Below are 17431 nucleotides of genomic sequence, written 5' to 3' on the forward strand. Positions count from 1 at the left end.
TGACGGAAATCCGGCCTCTCCTCCACCAAGTCAAACAAATGCCCCATGGCTCCGCCAAGGTCGAGGCGGCCCGCGAGCTGTGGAATCTCGCCAGCCGGGACGAGGATCCCTCGCTGCGCTTTGAGGTGCTCGGGGAAATCCTCCAAGCGGCTCTCTTCGGCGGTGCCACGGATTTCTTCCTCGCGTTGATGCCCCAGATGGCCCGCCTCAAACGGGACCATCCCGAGGCCGTCAATCCGTTCACCTATTTGTGGCGCTTCAAGTGGCTCACCCATAATCTTGAAAACTATCCCGAGGTGCCACTCGATCGCATCCGCCAGGCGGAGGCCGAGTATGAACGGGAATTGCGGAATGCCGGTGGCAGCGAACGCACCGCCATTTATATCCGATGGAAGAATGCGATCGCCATGGGGCGGCTTGATGACACGGACCCGCTCCGCGAGCAGTTCCTGAGCATGCAAAGGGATGAGCACGCGGACTGCCTCGCCTGCGAAGCCGACGAGCTCGTCCGGGATGCCGCTCGCCGTGGCGATCACGCGGAAGCGTGCAAGCGGGCCAAGGCCATTTTGGCGGGCTGGATGCGTTGCGCGGAGGTTCCCCACCTGACCCTCCCTCATCTGGCGATCTCCGCCGAATTGAATGGCGAGCCGGACAACGCCCTCTCCCACCACCGGAAAGGCTACCCGCTCATCCGCTCGAACATCCAGTTTGTTGGCGAGGTGGGCATTCACATGGCCTACCTGGCTGCCAGCGGCCAAATCGAACGCGGGACACGGCTCCTCAAGACGCATATCGGCTGGCTGGAGCAAAACCGGAATCCCAAATCGCACTACCACTTTCTGCTCGGCGCGACCGCCGTGTGCCAGGCACTCGCCGGAAAGCAGCAAGGTGCCGTGAAACTGCCCTTGCCCTCCAAATGGCTCGTGGCCTGGGGCGACAAGCCGCTTTCACCTGCGGACCTCGCTGAACGGTTCGAGCAGGAAGGCAGGACCCTCGCCGCGGCCTTCGACCGCCGGAACGGAAATTCGTGGCACAGCGACCATTTCGACCAGACACTTGCCAGGATACGGGAACGGAATTAGCGCCTTCTTCCTCCATGGACTCCGCTCCAGACACCTTACCACCCGCCATCCTCCGTTGGTCCGGCATGACCCATCCCGGCCGGTTCCGGGCGAACAACGAGGATGCCTTCCTCGCCCTGACCTTCGACGCCCGCGAGTTCCACTACCTCGGCAAAAACGGCCACGGCTCGATGGCGCAATCCGACTACGTGTTCGCCGTGAGCGACGGCATGGGCGGCGCGAAATCCGGCGAGTTCGCGAGCAAGATCGCCGTGGAGAAGATCACCCGCCTGCTCCCGAAAAGCTTCGGCATGGCCGCCCAACACCTCGACGCGGGCTTCGAGGACGTGCTCGGCGAGCTATTCGACAGCATCCACGCCGCGATCGTCGATCTCGGCCGCCACTACGAGGAATGCCACGGCATGGGAGCGACCCTCAGCCTCGGCTGGTTCATGCCCGGCTGGCTGTGTTTCTGCCACATCGGCGACAGCCGGATCTACTACCTGCCGAAGGACGGCGAAATGATCCAGATCACCCACGACCACTCCCACGTCGGCTGGCTGCGCCGCGCTGGCAAGATCAACGAGCGCGAGGCCCGCGGCCATCCGCACCGCCATGCCCTGTCCCAGGCTCTCGGCGGCGGCCAGAAAACCATCGATCCCCATATCGGCCGCGTAGCCTACCAGCCCGGCGACCGTTTCCTGATCTGCTCGGACGGGCTGGTGGACGGCCTCTGGGACCGCCGGATGGCGGAAATCGCCCGCGGCGAGCTGGATGCCTCCCGTCTGGTGCTGGACGCGGTGATGGAATCCGGTCGGGACAACACCACGGCTCTCCTGATCGAAGTCGCCGAGACCGAATGACGGTCCGCCCATAGGTCCTATAAGTCCTATAGGACCTATCCCTCCACCCGGCAGCCTGCCACCGCTCGACTCTTCGCGCTTGGCACCCGCTCCCCGGCGTCTAAAACAGCCGTCCCATGCACGGTTTCGCTTACAAGAACGGCTCCCTTTTCTGTGAGAACGTCGACCTCCAGGCGCTCGCGGAGACCCACGGCACCCCGCTCTACGTCTATTCCGCGAACACGATCCTCGATCACTTCCGCCGCCTCGACCAAGCGCTCGCCGGAATCGACCACGAGGTGGCCTACGCGGTGAAAGCGAACTCCAACCTTTCCGTGCTGCGCCTGCTGGCCAAGGAAGGCGCCGGTTTCGACATCGTCTCCGGCGGTGAACTCTACCGCGTGATCAAGGCCGGCGGCGATCCGGCCCACTGCACCTTCGCCGGTGTCGGCAAGACCCGTGCGGAAATCGAATACGCGCTCCAGCAGGGCATCTACTCCTTCAACGTCGAAAGCGAAGCCGAGCTGCGCTACATCGACCAGGTCGCCGGTGAACTCGGCGTGATCGCCCCTGTCGCCGTCCGCGTGAACCCGAACGTCGACGCGAAGACCCACAAGTACATCTCCACCGGCAAGTCCGAGAACAAGTTCGGCGTGGACTTCGGTTTCATCGAGGAGGTCTACGACCGCGCCTCGAAGGAGCTGAAGAACGTCAAGCTGCGTGGCCTGCAAATGCACATCGGCTCCCAGCTCACCTCCGTCGACCCCTTCGTGGAAGCGGTCAAGAAGGTCGCCCCGCTCGCCACCGCGCTGAAGGAAAAGCACGGCATCGAGTTCTGGTCGATCGGCGGTGGCATCGGCATCGTCTACCGTGAGTCGCTGGAGTCCGGCGCGCAGGATTGGTGGGACCACCAGGCCGACGCGGACCGCCCGCTCACCATCGAGCAATACGGTGCCTCCGTCGTCCCGCTGATCAAGGACCTCGGTCTGAAGATCCTCCTTGAGCCCGGCCGCTACATCGTGGGCAACGCCGGAGTGCTGCTCACCCACTGCCTCTACGAGAAGAAGGGCACCGCGAAGACCTTCAAGATCGTGGACGCCGGCATGAACGACCTGATCCGCCCGGCCCTCTATGAAGGCCACCACGAGATCGTGCCGCTGAAGCAGGCCGGTCCGGAGCGCCTCAAGGTCGACGTCGTCGGCCCGATCTGCGAAAGCGGCGACTTCTTCTGCCAGGACCGCGAGCTGCCGGACTTCCAGCCGGGCGAGACCGTCGCCCTGATGAGCGCCGGTGCCTACGGCTTCGTGATGGCCTCGAACTACAACACCCGCCCGCTGCCGGCCGAGATCCTCGTCGATGGCGGCACGGCCACCGTGGTCCGCAAGCGCCAGACACTCGACGACCTCCTCGTCGGCGAACTCTGAACGGTTGCCAGGTTTCCAAACGCGGTGGTCGGCTTCAGGAAAGCCGCCACCGCGTTTTTTGTTTCAACGCCCCGCGCCATGCCTCCCCTGTTCCAACTCCACCTGCTCGTCGTGCTGCTGGCCGCCACCGCCATCCTCGGCCGGCTGATCTCGCTGCCAGCGCCCGCACTGGTGACATGGCGCACGCTGTTGGCGGCGATCGGAGCCGCGCTCCTCGTGAAAATGGTCCGGCGGCGTCCGCTGTTCGTGCCGCGGCGGCAACTGATGGGCCTGCTCGGCATCGGTGCGATCATCGGCCTGCACTGGACCTGCTTCTTCGGAGCCATCCAGCTTTCGAACATCTCGATCTGCCTGGCGGGCATGGCGACGATCTCGCTGTTCACCGCCTTCACCGAGCCGCTGCTGGAGAAACGTCCGATCCGGCCGCTGGAGGTCGGACTCGGCCTGCTGATCGTCGCCGGACTGGCGATGGTCGCGGGTTTCGAGCGCGGCCGCTGGCTGGGCCTGCTGGTCGCTCTCGGTGCCGCTTTCCTGGCCGCGATCTTCCCGGTGCTCAACCGCCGCGTGGTGAACACCAGCGACCTCGACATCCAGACCATGGTCGCGTGGGAAATGCTCGGCGCATGCGCCACCGTGCTGATCCTCCAGCCGGTCCTCACCGGCCACCTCGCCGATCCCGGCACCGCCTATCGCGGGCTCCTCGCCTTCCACGGCCTCGACTGGCTGTGGCTGCTGATCCTCGCCTGGGTGTGCACCGTGTTCGCGCACGGTTTCCACATCCACCTGCTGCGATCGCTCAGCGCCTACACCAGCAACCTCGCGATCAACTTCGAGCCGGTCTACGGCATCCTCGCCGCCGCGCTGCTCTTCGGCGAACACAAGGACCTGCACGCCGGGTTCTACGCAGGCGCGCTCACCATCGTGATGGCGAATCTCCTCCACGCGCTGATTCCGCGGTGGCGAAAAAAGCGCGTGGACCAGGAATCGTGACAACTGCCCTCAATGGGCGGCCACGGAGTTGACCGCGCCATCCTTCTTGCTCTCCGCCACCGGCTTCACCGGGATCGGGAAGGTCGCGGACACCGGCCGGCCATCGCCGCCCTCATACACCACGACCACGTTCCGGGACACCGGATCGGCCTTCAGACCGGAGAACACGATCGGCAGGATCTCGTTGTTCCGGCCCAGGCAATCGATCTTGTAGTTGAGGGTCGGCGCACCCTTCACCGGCGGCACCACCACCCCCGACTTGAACGCCAGCGGGCGGGCCTGGTTCGTCTGCGGAGTCAACAGCCGCACCGAGCGCTGGGTGAAGTTGATGAAGTAGAAACTGCCCGCCGGAACACTGGTTTCGGACAGATCCAGCGGATGGAACAACGGATGGCTCCAGTCGTCCTTCGGATCGTTCCGCCACATCATCACCATCTGGTAATCGACACCCTTCACCGTGGGGATGGTCAACGTCGCCGACGGAGCCTTCTGCTCCTGCTCGGACTTCGCGGCATCCGCACCGAACAACGCGAGTCCCTCGGCCCCGAACGGCACCGGCATGGACGGAATGTTCAGCGTGAAGGGAAACGGCTCGTACTTGGTCGCGCCGTTGTTCACCACCTTCACCTGCAGGCCGGTCGGCGGCATCGTCTGGCGCTGGCTCATCTCGTATTCGACCTCGCCGCCGGTGCCCCACTTGACGACGCTCTTCGGCAGCGAGCCCAGCGCGACGACGGTCACGCGGGCTGCGGGAGGCGGACCTCCGGCGACCGGATCGGCATGCAGGGCCACCGTGAGGAGCGCCCAGGAAACGGAATGGAGAAACGCGGTTTTCATCAGACTTCGGATGCTTTGAGCCAACGGAAGGAAACGATTTGGTAACGACGGCCGAACTGCTTGTTCAAAGCAGACAGCTTGCCATTCTCGCTAAGGAACGGGCTGTTCACCGTGGACGATGCGGGGATCAACGCGCGGGTGGCGGATTCGTTCGCGGGATCGACGTAGTCGGGCGTGCGCTGCACCACGGCCTCGCACCAGGTGCTGGCCACCACCTTGCCTTCACCATCGCGGGCATCGCCGTAGGCACGGACGAGGAAGGTATCGCCGCGGGCGGTGAGCGTGGGCGCGAGCGAGGACAGCAGGTCGCCCTGCGTCAGGTAACCCGGCAGACCGATGGTCTTGTAGTCCGGCTGGGAACCGTAAGGCACGTAGCCCTTCGCGAGATCGTCCGAAGTCACGACCTGCTCGCAGCCGGCCAGACGCCCCTTGAGCGTCCCGCCGCTACCAGGCGTTTCCAGGCTCTTGTTCAGTCCCGCACGGCGGATGGCGGCATCGAGCGCGCCGTAGCGGCCGGTGGCTTCCAAGGTGGCCCTCTCCGGGTCTTCGGTGAGCGACGAGCTCGCGGATGACGGTGCATCGACCAAGCGGCGGTTCACGAAGTCCGAAAGAGAGACGAACGGCCCGCGGAGCTTCACCTCGGTCACGATCGCCGCGGCCAGTTTCCGGATCTCGTCATCGCTGAGGCCACGGGAACTGCTCCATGCCGCCGGATCGATCCAACTGGAAGGCGCGCCGCTGAAGGCAGGAGCCGTCTGGAACCGGGAGTATGGGGAGTCTGTGCCACCCGAGCCCTGGAGCGTGTTCCGCTTCAGGCCGCGCAGCGCGCTGAGGTGAGCCACCCAGGCATCCTCGGAGGTCGAGTTCACGTTGAACGCGCCATAGTTGCCGAGCAACGCCGCGGACTTGTTGAAGGCGGTTTCCAAATTGCCGAGCTGCGCGCGGGATTCGCTCACGGAATTGCTGAACACCGGACGCAGGCGGCCGTTCGGCAGCGCCGTCTGGAGATTCCAGGTCGAACCCGAGGAGCCGTAGGGAATGGTGGAGAGGTAGTAGTTGTCGAACAGCCGCTGGTTCACCTCGAAGGGCATGTCATACAGCAGGATGCCATCCTTCTGGGTCTTGTCCCGCTGGATCAGGCCCGCGTGCCCGGTCGTCCAGCGGCCCGCCTGCGAGATGTCATCCTGGGTCGACACCGTCGCGCTGCCGGCGCGGCCAGGTCGCACGACAGTGGCACCGCGCTCGCTGAGGGTGCTCTGGAACGACCATCCGACCACATTGCCCGGCTGGTAGTTCTGATAGGAAAGCTCGGCATTCTGGAACTGCGCGAGAGACGCAACCGGCGTGTCCTGGCGCGGGATCTCGTAGAAGACGAAGGACTGCACGCCGCCCAAATCCTGCGCGGTGCCGAACGGCGGCATGGTGAACTGGCCGTTGTCGTTCGGCACGGCCTGCACGCGCGGGTCGTCGTTGGAGATGTGGTTGCGGACGTTGATGTAGTTGCCACCCGGGTTCCATTCCCACGCCTTGCCGACATCGCTGTTGTAATTCACGTTCGGCCCCAGCCAGGCGGTATGGACATGGCCGCCGCGCAGGTTGTACTGCGCCCACGCCGAGACGAACGGAGTCGCCCCCATCACCAGCGCGCCATCGTTGGTGCGCACGGACCACTCGTTCGACTCATCGAAGTAACGCACGCGGACGCCCACGCGCCAGGTGCTCTGCTGGTGGCGCTTTGTCCGCAACCCGTATTCCTCGAAGATCTGGCCCTCGCTGTTGGTGCCATCCTTCAGACCCTCGTAGGTCAGGTAACTGGTGCCCTGCGCGTTCGGCACGACGTACTGGAGGGACTGGTAGTTGACCACGTCCTTGATGGTGACAGCCTTCGCGCCCCGGGGCAGCGGCTTGAACTGGTAGAACATGCCGACATCGTTCGTGTAGCTCCACCGGTAGACCGTGTTGTCCCCGGTCTTCGGCACGCCCGCGAAGCGCGAGGTGATTGGCGCGTCGGCGTAGAAGTTCTCCTGCCCGACCGGCTGGCGGCAGGTCAGGACGTTCATTTCCAGATTGCGCGGATCGTATTTTGCCGCGGTGCCGTTCAGGAGCCCGCCCGCGCCTTTCGAGGAATCCGGCGTGAACACCAGCGCCTGGCCCGGTGGGATCACCGCGGGCTCGGTGGAGAAGACCAGGCAGTTGTTGGTGTAGTTCTCGTCCTGCTCCAACATGGAAAGCAGATACGGATAGGCGTAGTGGGAGGAAGAATTCGTGGCGTAGTACGAGGAGGTCAGCGAAGTGCCACGCATGGTGAAGGAAACGCGCGGATCATAGCGCATGACCGCCAGGTAGGCCGGAGCGTTGATCGCCACGTTGTAGGGATTCCAGAGCACCACCCGCGGATAGAGATGCAGGCGCAGGCCGTCCTTGTCCGCGGCGCGACCGGTCTGCGGCGTGCTGAACGGGCTGAAGTCGAAACCCACGGTGAACTCCGTCATCACCGGATGGATGGCCTGGGCGGCGATGCGGGTGATATCCGGCCCCTTGTAGGGGTGCGTGGTGGTAAAAGGCGGCAGGGTGGCGGCGATCTGCGCGTTCGCGCCGGAGCCGTTCACGGTCTTCGCGAGATCCGCCCAGGCCTTGAGCGCCCCGAAGCGCGGGGCCGTCTCGGTGTGGCGCTCTCCATACACGAGCGGAGTGCCGATCGACAGCCCGGGGGTGCCGATGGAACCATCCGCATTGAAGCCGCTGGACGACGCGCTCAGGGACGTGCTGTCGGTGATGGTTTCCGAGCGGGCCAGGAACGCCGAGAGGTCCTGCTGGTATCCACCGGTCTGGGGATTCGTCAGCAAACCCACGCTCGTGGCCGTGAGGTCGTGGGCGTGCTGCTTGACCATCTCCGGCAAATTGCCCGAACCGCCCGAGAGCGGCAGCAGCGCGCTGGTGTTGAGCGTGCCGACCTTCGACACCGGGGAGCCCTGCTTGCGAGCAAGCGCGCCGTGGCCTTGGAAAGCCGCGTCCACCAGATCCGCCTGCGAGGTCTGCGCGACCGCCAGCGAATTCTGCGAGCCTTCGATCTGGGTGCCATCGACCGCGATGTTCGCCTTCTCACTCTCGTCACTGACCCAATAGGCATAGGCACCGTCCTGGTTCAGAGCATCCTTCACCCGGACCAGGGGCGCGGACACCGCTTTCTTTTTCAAAACCGGATCCGACGAGCGAGCCCACTCCGCGCCGAACAGCACTTTGCTTGTCTCCTCGCTGGCGCTGAAGGTCCGCGGATCGGGCGTGGTCCCCGCGGGGCTCGACACCAGCCAGCCAAGCTGGCCCTTCCCGGAGAAATCATTGCGGGTCGCATCGAAGGTCCCGTCGCCGGAAGCCGGCGTGGAGGCATTCCGCACGTCCATCAGGTAGTTTTCCTTGTCCGCGCCCGAGCCGAACCGGCCGACGAGGAAGCCGGTGTTGGTTCCGGCACTCACCGTGGTGGGCCACACTCCCACCCAGTGGGGCTGGACCACGTCCTGGCTCTTGGCCGCGGAGCCCGCCTTGGCATCCAGCTCCAACTGGGCGGCGGACGCAGTCGCCCGGGTATCCTGGCCCGCCAAGGTCTGCAACTGGCCGATCGCCAGAGCCAGAGCCATCCGGGCATTCGCCCGGGCGGTCGCTTGCGCCGCCCCCTTGGTGGACGTCCTCAGGGAAATCGAGGATAACGATAGCAACCCCAACGCGAGGATGCTGAGAAGGATCATCATCAGCAGCGTGATGACGAGGCTGAAGCCCCGCTCATCCACAGCTCTGGATTTAATTGGGAATTTCTGGAGTCTCGGTCTCATGCAATAAGGAATTGCAAGAAACTTCGCCCCAATATCGTACGAAGTAAATACGACGGCCTCCGGGAAATCTGCCGAAGTGGCGTCGGCAGAACTACCGACGCCTTTCACCCAAACCCATCCGAGCCTTAGCGGCAGCGGCGGCCCTGCTCTTCCAGGAAGATCTCCGCCAGCTTGAAGCTACGGCGGCTGATCTCGCGGGCATCCTGATCTCCGATCAGAGCGAGCCCTTCTTCACCCACCTCATTGAGGAAGATCCGCCAAGCCTTCTTGGCCAGGTCGTCCGGATCGACCTGAATCCGCGGTCCCTGCTGGTGCTGGGGCTGCTGCTGGCCTTGTTGCGGCTGCTGGGCCTGCGGACGGGCCTGCCCCTCGGCCGGAGCCGCCTGCTGCGGACGCGGCTGCTGGCCTTCAATCGGCGGGTGACCGCCTTGCTGGGGTGGCTGGCCGCCTTGGCCGCCCTTCTTCTTGCGGCGGCGCTTGCGCTTGCCGGACGACGAACCCTCGGTGCCACCTTGGATCGTCTCGGGCTCCGGCCAACCGGAGTGGGCGGCCGGGCGCTCGTGCGCGGAAATATCATCGAGCCGCGGATCCCGCGGAATCGGCGTGTGCTCCACCTTCACCAATGGCGCTTCGACCGGTGCCGGAGCAGGCTCGGAACGCGGAGCCTCCACCACGGCGGGAGCCTCCGGGGCGCTTTCCGCCTGTTCGGATGCGCCCTTGGCAGCCGCCTTCTTGGCGGTCTTGCGGGGACGGGGAGTGGAAACCCGGCGGGATTTCTTCGGCGCTTCGGAAGCGGAATCGGAGGACAAAGGCTCTTCGCTCATGGACTGGAAACAAGAAGCCCGCCGGAACGGCGGGCGTCGAGTGGAAACGGTGGTTCCGCAGGGCGGAAACTCAGTTGTTGCGGATGTCGTCCAAGCTGTCCTTCGCCTTCAGGTCATCCTCCTTGGTCTTGCCATCCTTGCCCATCGACCAGACATCGAAGTCCGGGTTCAGGGCCGCCTTGCCGGAACGGAAACGGTACTCATTGCCATACGGGTCGGTGATGGTGGCGGAGTCACCCGTGCCGGTGATCCAGTTCTGGCGGGAGGACTCCTCCAGCTCGGGGAGGTAGATCTTCTTCTTCTCGTCGTTCTTGCCGTCGAGGTAGAGGAGCTGGCGCAGATTCTTCGTCTCGCCTTCGCCGCTGGCGTTGGTCGAGGCCGGGAAGCTGCCGTTGTCCGCCTTGTATTCCTCGATCGCCTTGGAGAGCAGGGCGACCTGGATACGGGCTTTCTCACGGTCCTGCTTGTCCTTCGCGAACTTCATGCCACCGACGACGAGTGCCGCCAGGATGACGATGATCGAAATCACGGCCAGCATTTCGACGAGGGTGAAGCCCCTGCGTCCTGCGGGTTTGGAATATTTCATACTGATTCAGGTTTTACCGCGGGCGCCGTCTCAGGACTGCTGGCCCATGGTGGAGATAATCTTGATCAGCGGTAGGAACAATGCAAATACAACCGCACCCACAACCAGCGCGAGAATCACGATCATGATCGGCTCGAGAATCGAGGTCAGGGCGGTCACGGCGTTGTCGACTTCGTCGTCATACACTTCCGCCACCTTCAGGAGCATCTCGGGGAGCTGACCGGTTTCTTCACCGACGTCCACCATCGAGATCACCATCGCCGGGAAGACGCTGGAGGCGGAGAGCGGGGTCACGATCGATTCACCTTCCTTCACCGCCTCGTAAACCTTCTCGATCGCCTGGGACACGACGACGTTGCCGGCCGTGTCACGGGTGATGTTGAGGGCCTGGAGGATCGGCACACCGGAGGTCACCAGGGTGCCGAGGGTGCGGGAGAAGCGGGCGATGGCGCTCTTGCGCTGGATGTCACCGAAGATCGGCGCCTTGAGCTTGAGGTTATCGATGATGTTGCGGCCGTTCTTGGTGCGGCCCCACATGTTGAAGCCCACGGCGATGGCACCGAAGACGAGGAAGATGAAGACGGCGTTCGGCAGCAGGAACGGACGCGCCAGCATGAACTCGGAGAAACCGAAGACGACCTTCGAGATGGTCGGCAGCTCGGCGTCGCCGACTTCCGCGAACATCTCCTTGAACTTCGGCACGATGAACAACATCAGGAAGACAAGGATCGCCACCGCGATGAACATGACGATCACCGGGTACACCATGGCCGAGACGATCTTGTTCTTCAGCTTGTGGGCCTTTTCCTGGTACTCGGCCAGACGCTGGAGAACGATTTCCAGCACACCGCCGAGCTCACCGGCCTTCACCATGTTCACGTAGAGCTTGTTGAAGATCTTCGGGTGCTGGGCGAGCGACTCGGAGAAGGTGGAACCACCCTGCACCGAATCCGCCAGCGCGTTGACCGTGGCCTTCAGGACCGGATTCGGCTCCTGCTTCGCCAGCACGGTGAGGCCGCGCAGCAGCGGCAGACCCGCGTCGATCAGGGTCGCGAGCTGGCGGGTGAAAATCATCAGCACCTTCGGCTTGATGCGGCCACCGACCTTGCCCTTGGCGGCTTTGGGAGTGGCCTTGCCCTTGGCTTTCGGGGCGGCCTTGCCCTTGGTCTGGGCGATCTTGCCCTTGCCTTCTTCCACCACCTGGGTGGGGTACAGACCCTGCCCGCGCAGGATGGAGATGGCTTCGGCATCGTTCGACGCCTGGATCACGCCGATGGTTTCTTCGCCTTTGGCATCAAGGGCTTTGTATTGGAAGTTGGCCATGGAACGGTGGGATTTTTAGAAAACGGAAATAGGAAAGGTCTTAGTCTATGGAACCGAAACGGGGGGCTGGCGACTCGAAAATGCCGCCAGCCTTGAATCCGTGGATCGGTGTATATCAGGTGTATTTCAGCACTTCTTCGATGGTCGTCGCGCCGGTGTAGATGTTGCGCAGGCCGTCCTCGCGCAACGTGTTCATGCCCAGTTCGACAGCCTTCTGCTTGATCACCACGCTGGGTTTGCGTTCGGTGATGAGCTCGCGGATCGGCTCGGTGACGTCGAGAAGCTCGTAAAGACCGCGGCGGCCCTTGTAACCGGTCTGGCCGCAGACGGGGCAACCACGCCCGGTGAAGAACTCCTTGTCGCCAAGCTCGTGCGGGGAGACGCCGAGCTGGGAAAGAATCGCCTCGCTGGGTTCATACGGGGCCTTGCACTCCTTGCAGATGGTGCGGACGAGACGCTGGGCGAGCACCCCTTCGAGCGAGGCGGCGACCAAGAACGGCTCGCAACCCATGTCCACGAGACGGGTCATGGCACCGGCGGCGTCGTTGGTGTGCAGGGTGGAAAGCACCAAGTGACCGGTCAGGGACGCCTGGATGGCGATCTGGGCGGTATCGAGGTCTCGCATTTCCCCCACCATGATGCGGTCCGGGTCCTGGCGCAGGAAGGCGCGGAGGATGCGCGGGAAGGTCAGGCCGATCGCCTCGTTGACCGGGATCTGGACGATGCCGTCCATGTCGTATTCGACCGGGTCCTCGGCGGTGAGGAGCTTGTGGTCGATGGTGTTGATGCGGCGCAGCGCGGCGTAAAGCGTGGTGGTCTTGCCGGCACCGGTCGGACCGGTGACGATGAAGATGCCGTTCGGCTTCTCGATGGTCTCGCCGATGTAGTCGTAGATGTGTGGCGGAAGACCAAGGTTCTCGAGCGAGAGGTTCACCGAGGAACGGTCGAGGATTCGGAGCACGATCGATTCACCGTGCTGGGTCGGCAGCGAGGACACGCGCATGTCGACCTGCTTGTCCCCCACCTGCTTCACGATGCGGCCGTCCTGCGGCACGCGGCGCTCGGCGATGTTCATGTTCGACATCACCTTCACGCGCGAAAGGATCGGCACGGCGAGGTGCTGGGGCGGCGGCGCCATTTCGTAGAGCGCGCCGTCCACGCGGTAGCGGATCTTGAAGTCCTTCTCGAAGGGCTCGAAGTGGATGTCCGAGGCCTTCTCCTTGATGGCCTGGTAGAGCACCAAGTCCACATAGCGGATGATCGGAGCGGAGTTCGCCTCGGCCTCGAGGTCGGCCTGGCTCATGCCGCCTTCGCCGCCAAGCTTGAGCTGGGCGAGCAGATCGTCCATCGCCTTGCCTTCACCGCCGTAGCACTCGTTGAGTTTCTCTTCGACGAGGTAGTCCGGCGCGATCACCAGCAGGATCTCACGACCGAGGGTGAAGCGCAGGTCCTCGACGGTCTGCGGGTTGAGAGGATCGACGAGGGCGACGTGGAGGCCATTCTGGTCGAAATGGACCGGCAGCGCGCCATGGAGGCGGGCCGTGCCGGCTGGCATCAGCGCCAGCAACTCGGCGGGCGGCGTCCAGTTGCGGAGGTCCACCATTTCTGCCCCGAGTTCGGAGGCGATCACCGGCCAGACATCGTCGCGGTGGTTGATGACCTGGTAGTCGGCGAGGATCTCGGCCGGCTCCTTGCCGCTGGTGTCGATTTCAGCGAGGATGTCCTGGGCGAGCGAGCGATCAATGAGACCGCGCGATTGGAAAAGTTCGATAAGCTGGGAATTGTCCATGGGACGAGGGAAAGTCGGTTGCGAGTTGGGTTGATCAATCGAAGTCGGCCATGGTGGCGTGGATCACCTCCTGGGCGGAGGTCAGACCCGCGAGCACCTTGCGGATGCCGTCTTCGCGGAGGGTTCGCATGCCGAGTTCCCGCGCGCGGCGGCGAAGCTGCATGGTGGTCAGTTCAGCGTTGATCATATGACGGGCCTCGTCATCGATCTGGAAGATTTCGAAGATGCCCATGCGGCCCTTGTGACCGCCGCCACGGCACTTGTCGCAGCCCACCGGTCCAAAGATGGTGGCAGCAGCGGTGCGGGAGGCATCGAGGTTGAGCGCGCGCAGCTCCTTTTCCGTGAGATCGGTGGGAGTTTTGCAGTTCGGGCAGAGCTTGCGGACGAGGCGCTGGGCCATCACCGCGCGGACCGCGGAGGCAATAAGGAAGCGCTTCACGCCGATGTCGGCGAGACGGGCCACCGCGCCGGGGGCGTCGTTGGTGTGGAGGGTGGAGAACACCAAGTGACCGGTGAGGGACGCGTTGATCGCGATGTTCGCGGTCTCGGCGTCACGAATTTCCCCGATCATGACGATGTTCGGCGCCTGGCGGAGCATGGCGCGGAGGGCAGCGGCGAAGGTCATGCCGATGTCCGCCTTCACCATCACCTGGTTGATACCGGCGAGCTCGTATTCGACCGGGTCCTCCACGGTGATGATCTTCTTGTCCGGCTTGTTGATGACGTTCAGGCAGCCGTAGAGCGTGGTGGTCTTGCCGGAACCGGTCGGGCCGGTCACCAGGATGATGCCGTCCGGCAGGCCGATGAGTTTCTCGAAGGTCGCCTGGTCGTCCGAGAAGAACCCGAGCTGCGGCAGGCCGAGCACGAGGGCGGACTTGTCGAGAATACGCATGACGATCGATTCGCCATGGTTCGAGGGCACCGAGGAAACGCGGAGGTCGACCTCCTTGTCGCCCGCCTTGATCTGGATGCGGCCGTCCTGCGGCAGGCGCTTTTCCGCGATGCTCATGGTGCCGCTCATCACCTTCAGACGGGCGATGATGGCGGGCAGAAGCTTCTTGGGATGGTTGTCCACCTCCACCAGCTTGCCGTCCATGCGGTAGCGGATGCGCACCGAAGTCTCCATCGGCTCGATGTGGATGTCGGACACCTTGAGGCGCATGGCCTCGGTGAGGATCTGGTAAACCAGCTTGATGATCGGGGCATCCGCGCTGTTCACCTCGTCGTCCGGCGTGGCCAGGTCACTGGTCGCGGAGGAAGTGTCCACGCCATAGAACTGGCGCAGGCAGTTGGTGATCGCGTGCGGCGTGCCGCAGACAAAGTTAAGTTCGCGTCCCAACACGTGTGGCAAGCTGTCCATCACCTCGAAATTGAGGGGATCGGCCACCGCCAGGGTCAGGTAGTAGCCGTCATCCTGGACCGGAATCACGTTGTAACGGCGGGCCACGTCCTCGGGCATCGATTCGGTGATCGTCGGCTCGAAGGAGAACGATTCCAGGTCCACGTAAGGGAGCCCGGCATTGGATGCCAGCACCTGCGCGACCGTCTCCTGGGTCAGGGTGCCTTGGCTCAACAGCTTCTCGATGAGGGTTTCGCGGCCTGAAAGCGCGAGGCGGGCATTCGCCACATCCTCATCGCTCACCATGCCGGATTCGATCAGCAATTGGGCGAGATATTCTTCGTTGGAAAACACGGGTTTTTGAGATCCAGGGATGGAAAAAGCCTTCCCGCGAATCGTTTCACGGGCTGCTGCTTGTCGCAGATTGGTCAACCCCGCCCGGTGTTGTCAACCAACCACGGCGCGATTTTCCGCATACGCGGATTCCCGTAACAACCCCGTCATTACAAGGCCCGGCGCGCCTCGGAGGCACTTCCCTGGCCCTCTATCAGAGGCGGAGGTCGTGGCCGCGTTGACGATCCAATACCAGCCCGCCCGCATCCTCTTGGATGCCCCGGCGGTGGATTCCCACCAGCATCCCCACCGCCGCGAGGGCGAAAACGATGCTCGATCCCCCGTACGAAATGAACGGCAGCGGCAGGCCGTCGTTCGGCAGGCAACCGGTGGTCACGGCAATGTTCTGCATGGCCGGAACGACGATCATGCAGGTCAGACCGATGGCCGCCAGCCGGGCGAAGACCGTTTTCGCCTGCGCCGCGATCCCGATCCCGCAGACGGCGATCATCACGTAGCAGAGCACCACCCCGAGGGTGGCCGGGAGCCCCAGTTCCTCGCCGATTTCCGGGAAAATGAAGTCGATGTGGGCGAAAGTCAGGTTTCCGAACTTCTCGTTGCCGTTGCCCAGGCCCACGCCGGTCGGTCCGCCATTGCCGAAGGCGATGAGCGCCCGCCATTGTTGCATCCCGTTGTCCTTCTGATGGTTCTCGGGATCGAGCCACGACTCGATGCGCGACCAGCGGACCGGATCGTGGCGGACGTAGGTGTAGGCCGCGGTCATCCCGAGGATGGCGATCGGGATCAGATAGCGGAGGCGGGTGCCGGCGCAGAAAAACACCGTGGCGCAGGCCATGGACATCGAAAGAGCGGAGCCGACGTCCGTTTCGATCGCGATCAGACCGATCGGCAGGCCGATGATCATCCCGGGCAGGATGAACCCGCGCCAGAAGGTGCGGGTCTCCGTCTGCCAGCGGGCAAACCAGCCCGCCAGCGCGATCACGCCCACCACACGGGCCAGCTCGGAGGGCTGGAACGCCCCCATCACCGGCATCTTCACCCAGCGTTTCGATCCGTAGATTTCGATCCCCACCCCGGGGATCAGGCACATCACCAGCAGCACGCAGACCGCCGCCAACGCCCACGGCCACAGCTTCCGCAGCGGGGCATCCGGCACCCGGGCGGCGAAAATGGCGAGCACCGCACCCACGACCACCATCAGGGCCTGTTTCTTGACGAAGGAGTAGGGCTCCCCCCCCTCCAGCACCCAGGCGCTCGTGCTCGCCAGCATCACCAGCCCGAGGCACACCAGGAGGGCCACGGCGATGCACAGGACGATGGCGGCGTAGCGGATCACCGGGTCAGTTGGGAATCGAAAGGGTCATGCCGGGCATCAGCTTGCGGGCATCGCTGATGCCGTTCGCCTTCATGAGCTGGTCCGGGCCGATCTTGTAGCGGCCGGCGATGCGGTAGAGGGTGTCACCGTTCTGCACCACGTAGCTGCGGCCCGAGGCAGCCTTCGGGGTCGAGGCCTCCTTTTCCTTCTCCTTGGTTTTCTCCTTGGTGACCGAGACCACCTTGGTGGAGGTGGCTTCCTTCTCCGAGGCGGTGGACTTGACCGGCTTTTCGGACGCACGGGTGGTGGCGGTGAAATCCGCGGTCGACCGCTTCGATTTCACGACCACGGCGTCCGGCACGACGGTGGCCTTCGGCACCTCGACCTCGTTGCCGCGCATGTCCGGCTGGTTGCCCAGACGGAGCGCCGCCAGCTCCGGCGATTCGGCCGGGGCGATGGTCTTCGGCGGGATCTTCAGAATCCGGCCCGCGCTGAGCGGGGTATTCAGGTTCGCCTCGCGGAGGGCACTTTCGTCGACCTTGTGCTGGGCCGCGATCGCCGCATAGGTCTCGCCGCTCCGCACCGGGTGCAGCTCGTCGGACTTGGAAACGGTCGGCAGCGTGGCGTTCGCCTGGGACGCGAGCGCGAGCGGGGCGGATTTCCCGGACGCGGAATCACCGCCGCGACCTTCCAGGCGCCAGTGGTGGAAAAACACCAGACCCGCGGCCACCACGTGCACGCCCACGATCACGGCGAGGGCCATGCCGATCTTGCGACCTGGCAATTCGGTATCGAAGTCACCCGCCATCGCGGTGGCGGCCACACGCTGCTTGCGGTTCTTCGTGACGGCGTGGAGACGCTTGATGATGCCCTTTTTGACGGGCTCCCGTTTGGTGGGAAGGGTCGGGTGATGTTTCATC

At 64.1% G+C, this 17431-nt stretch carries 13 protein-coding genes; 4 read left to right on the forward strand and 9 right to left on the reverse strand.

Annotated elements, in window-relative coordinates:
- Positions 1-38 precede the first annotated feature (38 nt).
- The 4 genes from llg_RS02105 to llg_RS02120 all read left to right on the forward strand — a co-directional run bounded on the left by llg_RS02105 (position 39) and on the right by llg_RS02120 (position 4317).
- Complete coding sequence (locus tag llg_RS02105; protein WP_338287871.1) at positions 39-1082, forward strand: hypothetical protein; 1044 nt, start codon at positions 39-41, stop codon at positions 1080-1082.
- Positions 1083-1096: 14 nt separating this feature from the next.
- Positions 1097-1924: a protein phosphatase 2C domain-containing protein gene (locus llg_RS02110; RefSeq protein ID WP_338287872.1), complete on the forward strand. Its 828-nt coding sequence runs from the start codon at positions 1097-1099 to the stop codon at positions 1922-1924.
- A gap of 116 nt (positions 1925-2040) precedes the next feature.
- The gene (lysA, locus tag llg_RS02115) at positions 2041-3327 is read left to right on the forward strand and encodes a diaminopimelate decarboxylase (protein WP_338287874.1); all 1287 of its coding nucleotides are present in this window, start codon (positions 2041-2043) and stop codon (positions 3325-3327) included.
- A gap of 78 nt (positions 3328-3405) precedes the next feature.
- Positions 3406-4317, forward strand: coding sequence for an EamA family transporter (locus llg_RS02120; RefSeq protein ID WP_338287875.1), 912 nt, complete (start codon positions 3406-3408; stop codon positions 4315-4317).
- Between the two features lie 9 nt (positions 4318-4326).
- Here the strand turns inward: llg_RS02120 and llg_RS02125 are convergent, their stop codons facing one another.
- The 9 genes from llg_RS02125 to llg_RS02165 form a co-directional block, all read right to left on the reverse strand.
- Positions 4327-5154, reverse strand: a complete 828-nt coding sequence (locus llg_RS02125) for a hypothetical protein (protein ID WP_338287876.1) — start codon at positions 5152-5154, stop codon at positions 4327-4329.
- Positions 5154-8939 carry a hypothetical protein gene (locus llg_RS02130; RefSeq protein WP_338287877.1) on the reverse strand — a complete coding sequence of 1262 codons (3786 nt, stop codon included), beginning with the start codon at positions 8937-8939 and terminating at the stop codon, positions 5154-5156. The genes llg_RS02125 and llg_RS02130 overlap by 1 nt, the downstream gene beginning before the upstream one ends.
- A 167-nt stretch (positions 8940-9106) precedes the next feature.
- Complete coding sequence (locus tag llg_RS02135) at positions 9107-9805, reverse strand: hypothetical protein (RefSeq protein WP_338287878.1); 699 nt, start codon at positions 9803-9805, stop codon at positions 9107-9109.
- A gap of 70 nt (positions 9806-9875) precedes the next feature.
- Entirely contained in the window at positions 9876-10391 is a 516-nt protein-coding gene (locus tag llg_RS02140) for a type II secretion system protein (RefSeq protein ID WP_338287879.1), read from the reverse strand.
- 30 nt (positions 10392-10421) lie between these two features.
- Positions 10422-11714 (reverse strand): type II secretion system F family protein, encoded by a 1293-nt coding sequence (locus llg_RS02145; RefSeq protein ID WP_338287880.1) that lies wholly within the window; start codon positions 11712-11714, stop codon positions 10422-10424.
- Between the two features lie 115 nt (positions 11715-11829).
- Positions 11830-13503 (reverse strand): ATPase, T2SS/T4P/T4SS family, encoded by a 1674-nt coding sequence (locus llg_RS02150; protein ID WP_338287882.1) that lies wholly within the window; start codon positions 13501-13503, stop codon positions 11830-11832.
- 34 nt (positions 13504-13537) lie between these two features.
- Complete coding sequence (locus llg_RS02155) at positions 13538-15196, reverse strand: ATPase, T2SS/T4P/T4SS family (RefSeq protein WP_338287883.1); 1659 nt, start codon at positions 15194-15196, stop codon at positions 13538-13540.
- A gap of 193 nt (positions 15197-15389) precedes the next feature.
- Positions 15390-16532, reverse strand: a complete 1143-nt coding sequence (locus tag llg_RS02160; RefSeq protein ID WP_338287884.1) for a putative peptidoglycan glycosyltransferase FtsW — start codon at positions 16530-16532, stop codon at positions 15390-15392.
- 4 nt (positions 16533-16536) lie between these two features.
- Positions 16537-17430, reverse strand: a complete 894-nt coding sequence (locus llg_RS02165; protein WP_338287885.1) for a LysM peptidoglycan-binding domain-containing protein — start codon at positions 17428-17430, stop codon at positions 16537-16539.
- Position 17431: the final 1 nt, after the last annotated feature.

Source organism: Luteolibacter sp. LG18 (assembly GCF_036322585.1).
GTDB lineage: Bacteria > Verrucomicrobiota > Verrucomicrobiia > Verrucomicrobiales > Akkermansiaceae > Luteolibacter.

What these genes read in the sequence shown, in the direction of transcription:
- llg_RS02105 (WP_338287871.1), top strand. Translation starts at nt 39, where the DNA reads ATGCCCCATGGCTCCGCCAAGGTCGAGGCGGCCCGCGAGCTGTGGAAT.
- llg_RS02110 (WP_338287872.1), top strand. Translation starts at nt 1,097, where the DNA reads ATGGACTCCGCTCCAGACACCTTACCACCCGCCATCCTCCGTTGGTCC.
- lysA (WP_338287874.1), top strand. Translation starts at nt 2,041, where the DNA reads ATGCACGGTTTCGCTTACAAGAACGGCTCCCTTTTCTGTGAGAACGTC.
- llg_RS02120 (WP_338287875.1), top strand. Translation starts at nt 3,406, where the DNA reads ATGCCTCCCCTGTTCCAACTCCACCTGCTCGTCGTGCTGCTGGCCGCC.
- llg_RS02125 (WP_338287876.1), bottom strand. Translation starts at nt 5,154, where the DNA reads ATGAAAACCGCGTTTCTCCATTCCGTTTCCTGGGCGCTCCTCACGGTG.
- llg_RS02135 (WP_338287878.1), bottom strand. Translation starts at nt 9,805, where the DNA reads ATGAGCGAAGAGCCTTTGTCCTCCGATTCCGCTTCCGAAGCGCCGAAG.
- llg_RS02140 (WP_338287879.1), bottom strand. Translation starts at nt 10,391, where the DNA reads ATGAAATATTCCAAACCCGCAGGACGCAGGGGCTTCACCCTCGTCGAA.
- llg_RS02145 (WP_338287880.1), bottom strand. Translation starts at nt 11,714, where the DNA reads ATGGCCAACTTCCAATACAAAGCCCTTGATGCCAAAGGCGAAGAAACC.
- llg_RS02150 (WP_338287882.1), bottom strand. Translation starts at nt 13,503, where the DNA reads ATGGACAATTCCCAGCTTATCGAACTTTTCCAATCGCGCGGTCTCATT.
- llg_RS02165 (WP_338287885.1), bottom strand. Translation starts at nt 17,430, where the DNA reads ATGAAACATCACCCGACCCTTCCCACCAAACGGGAGCCCGTCAAAAAG.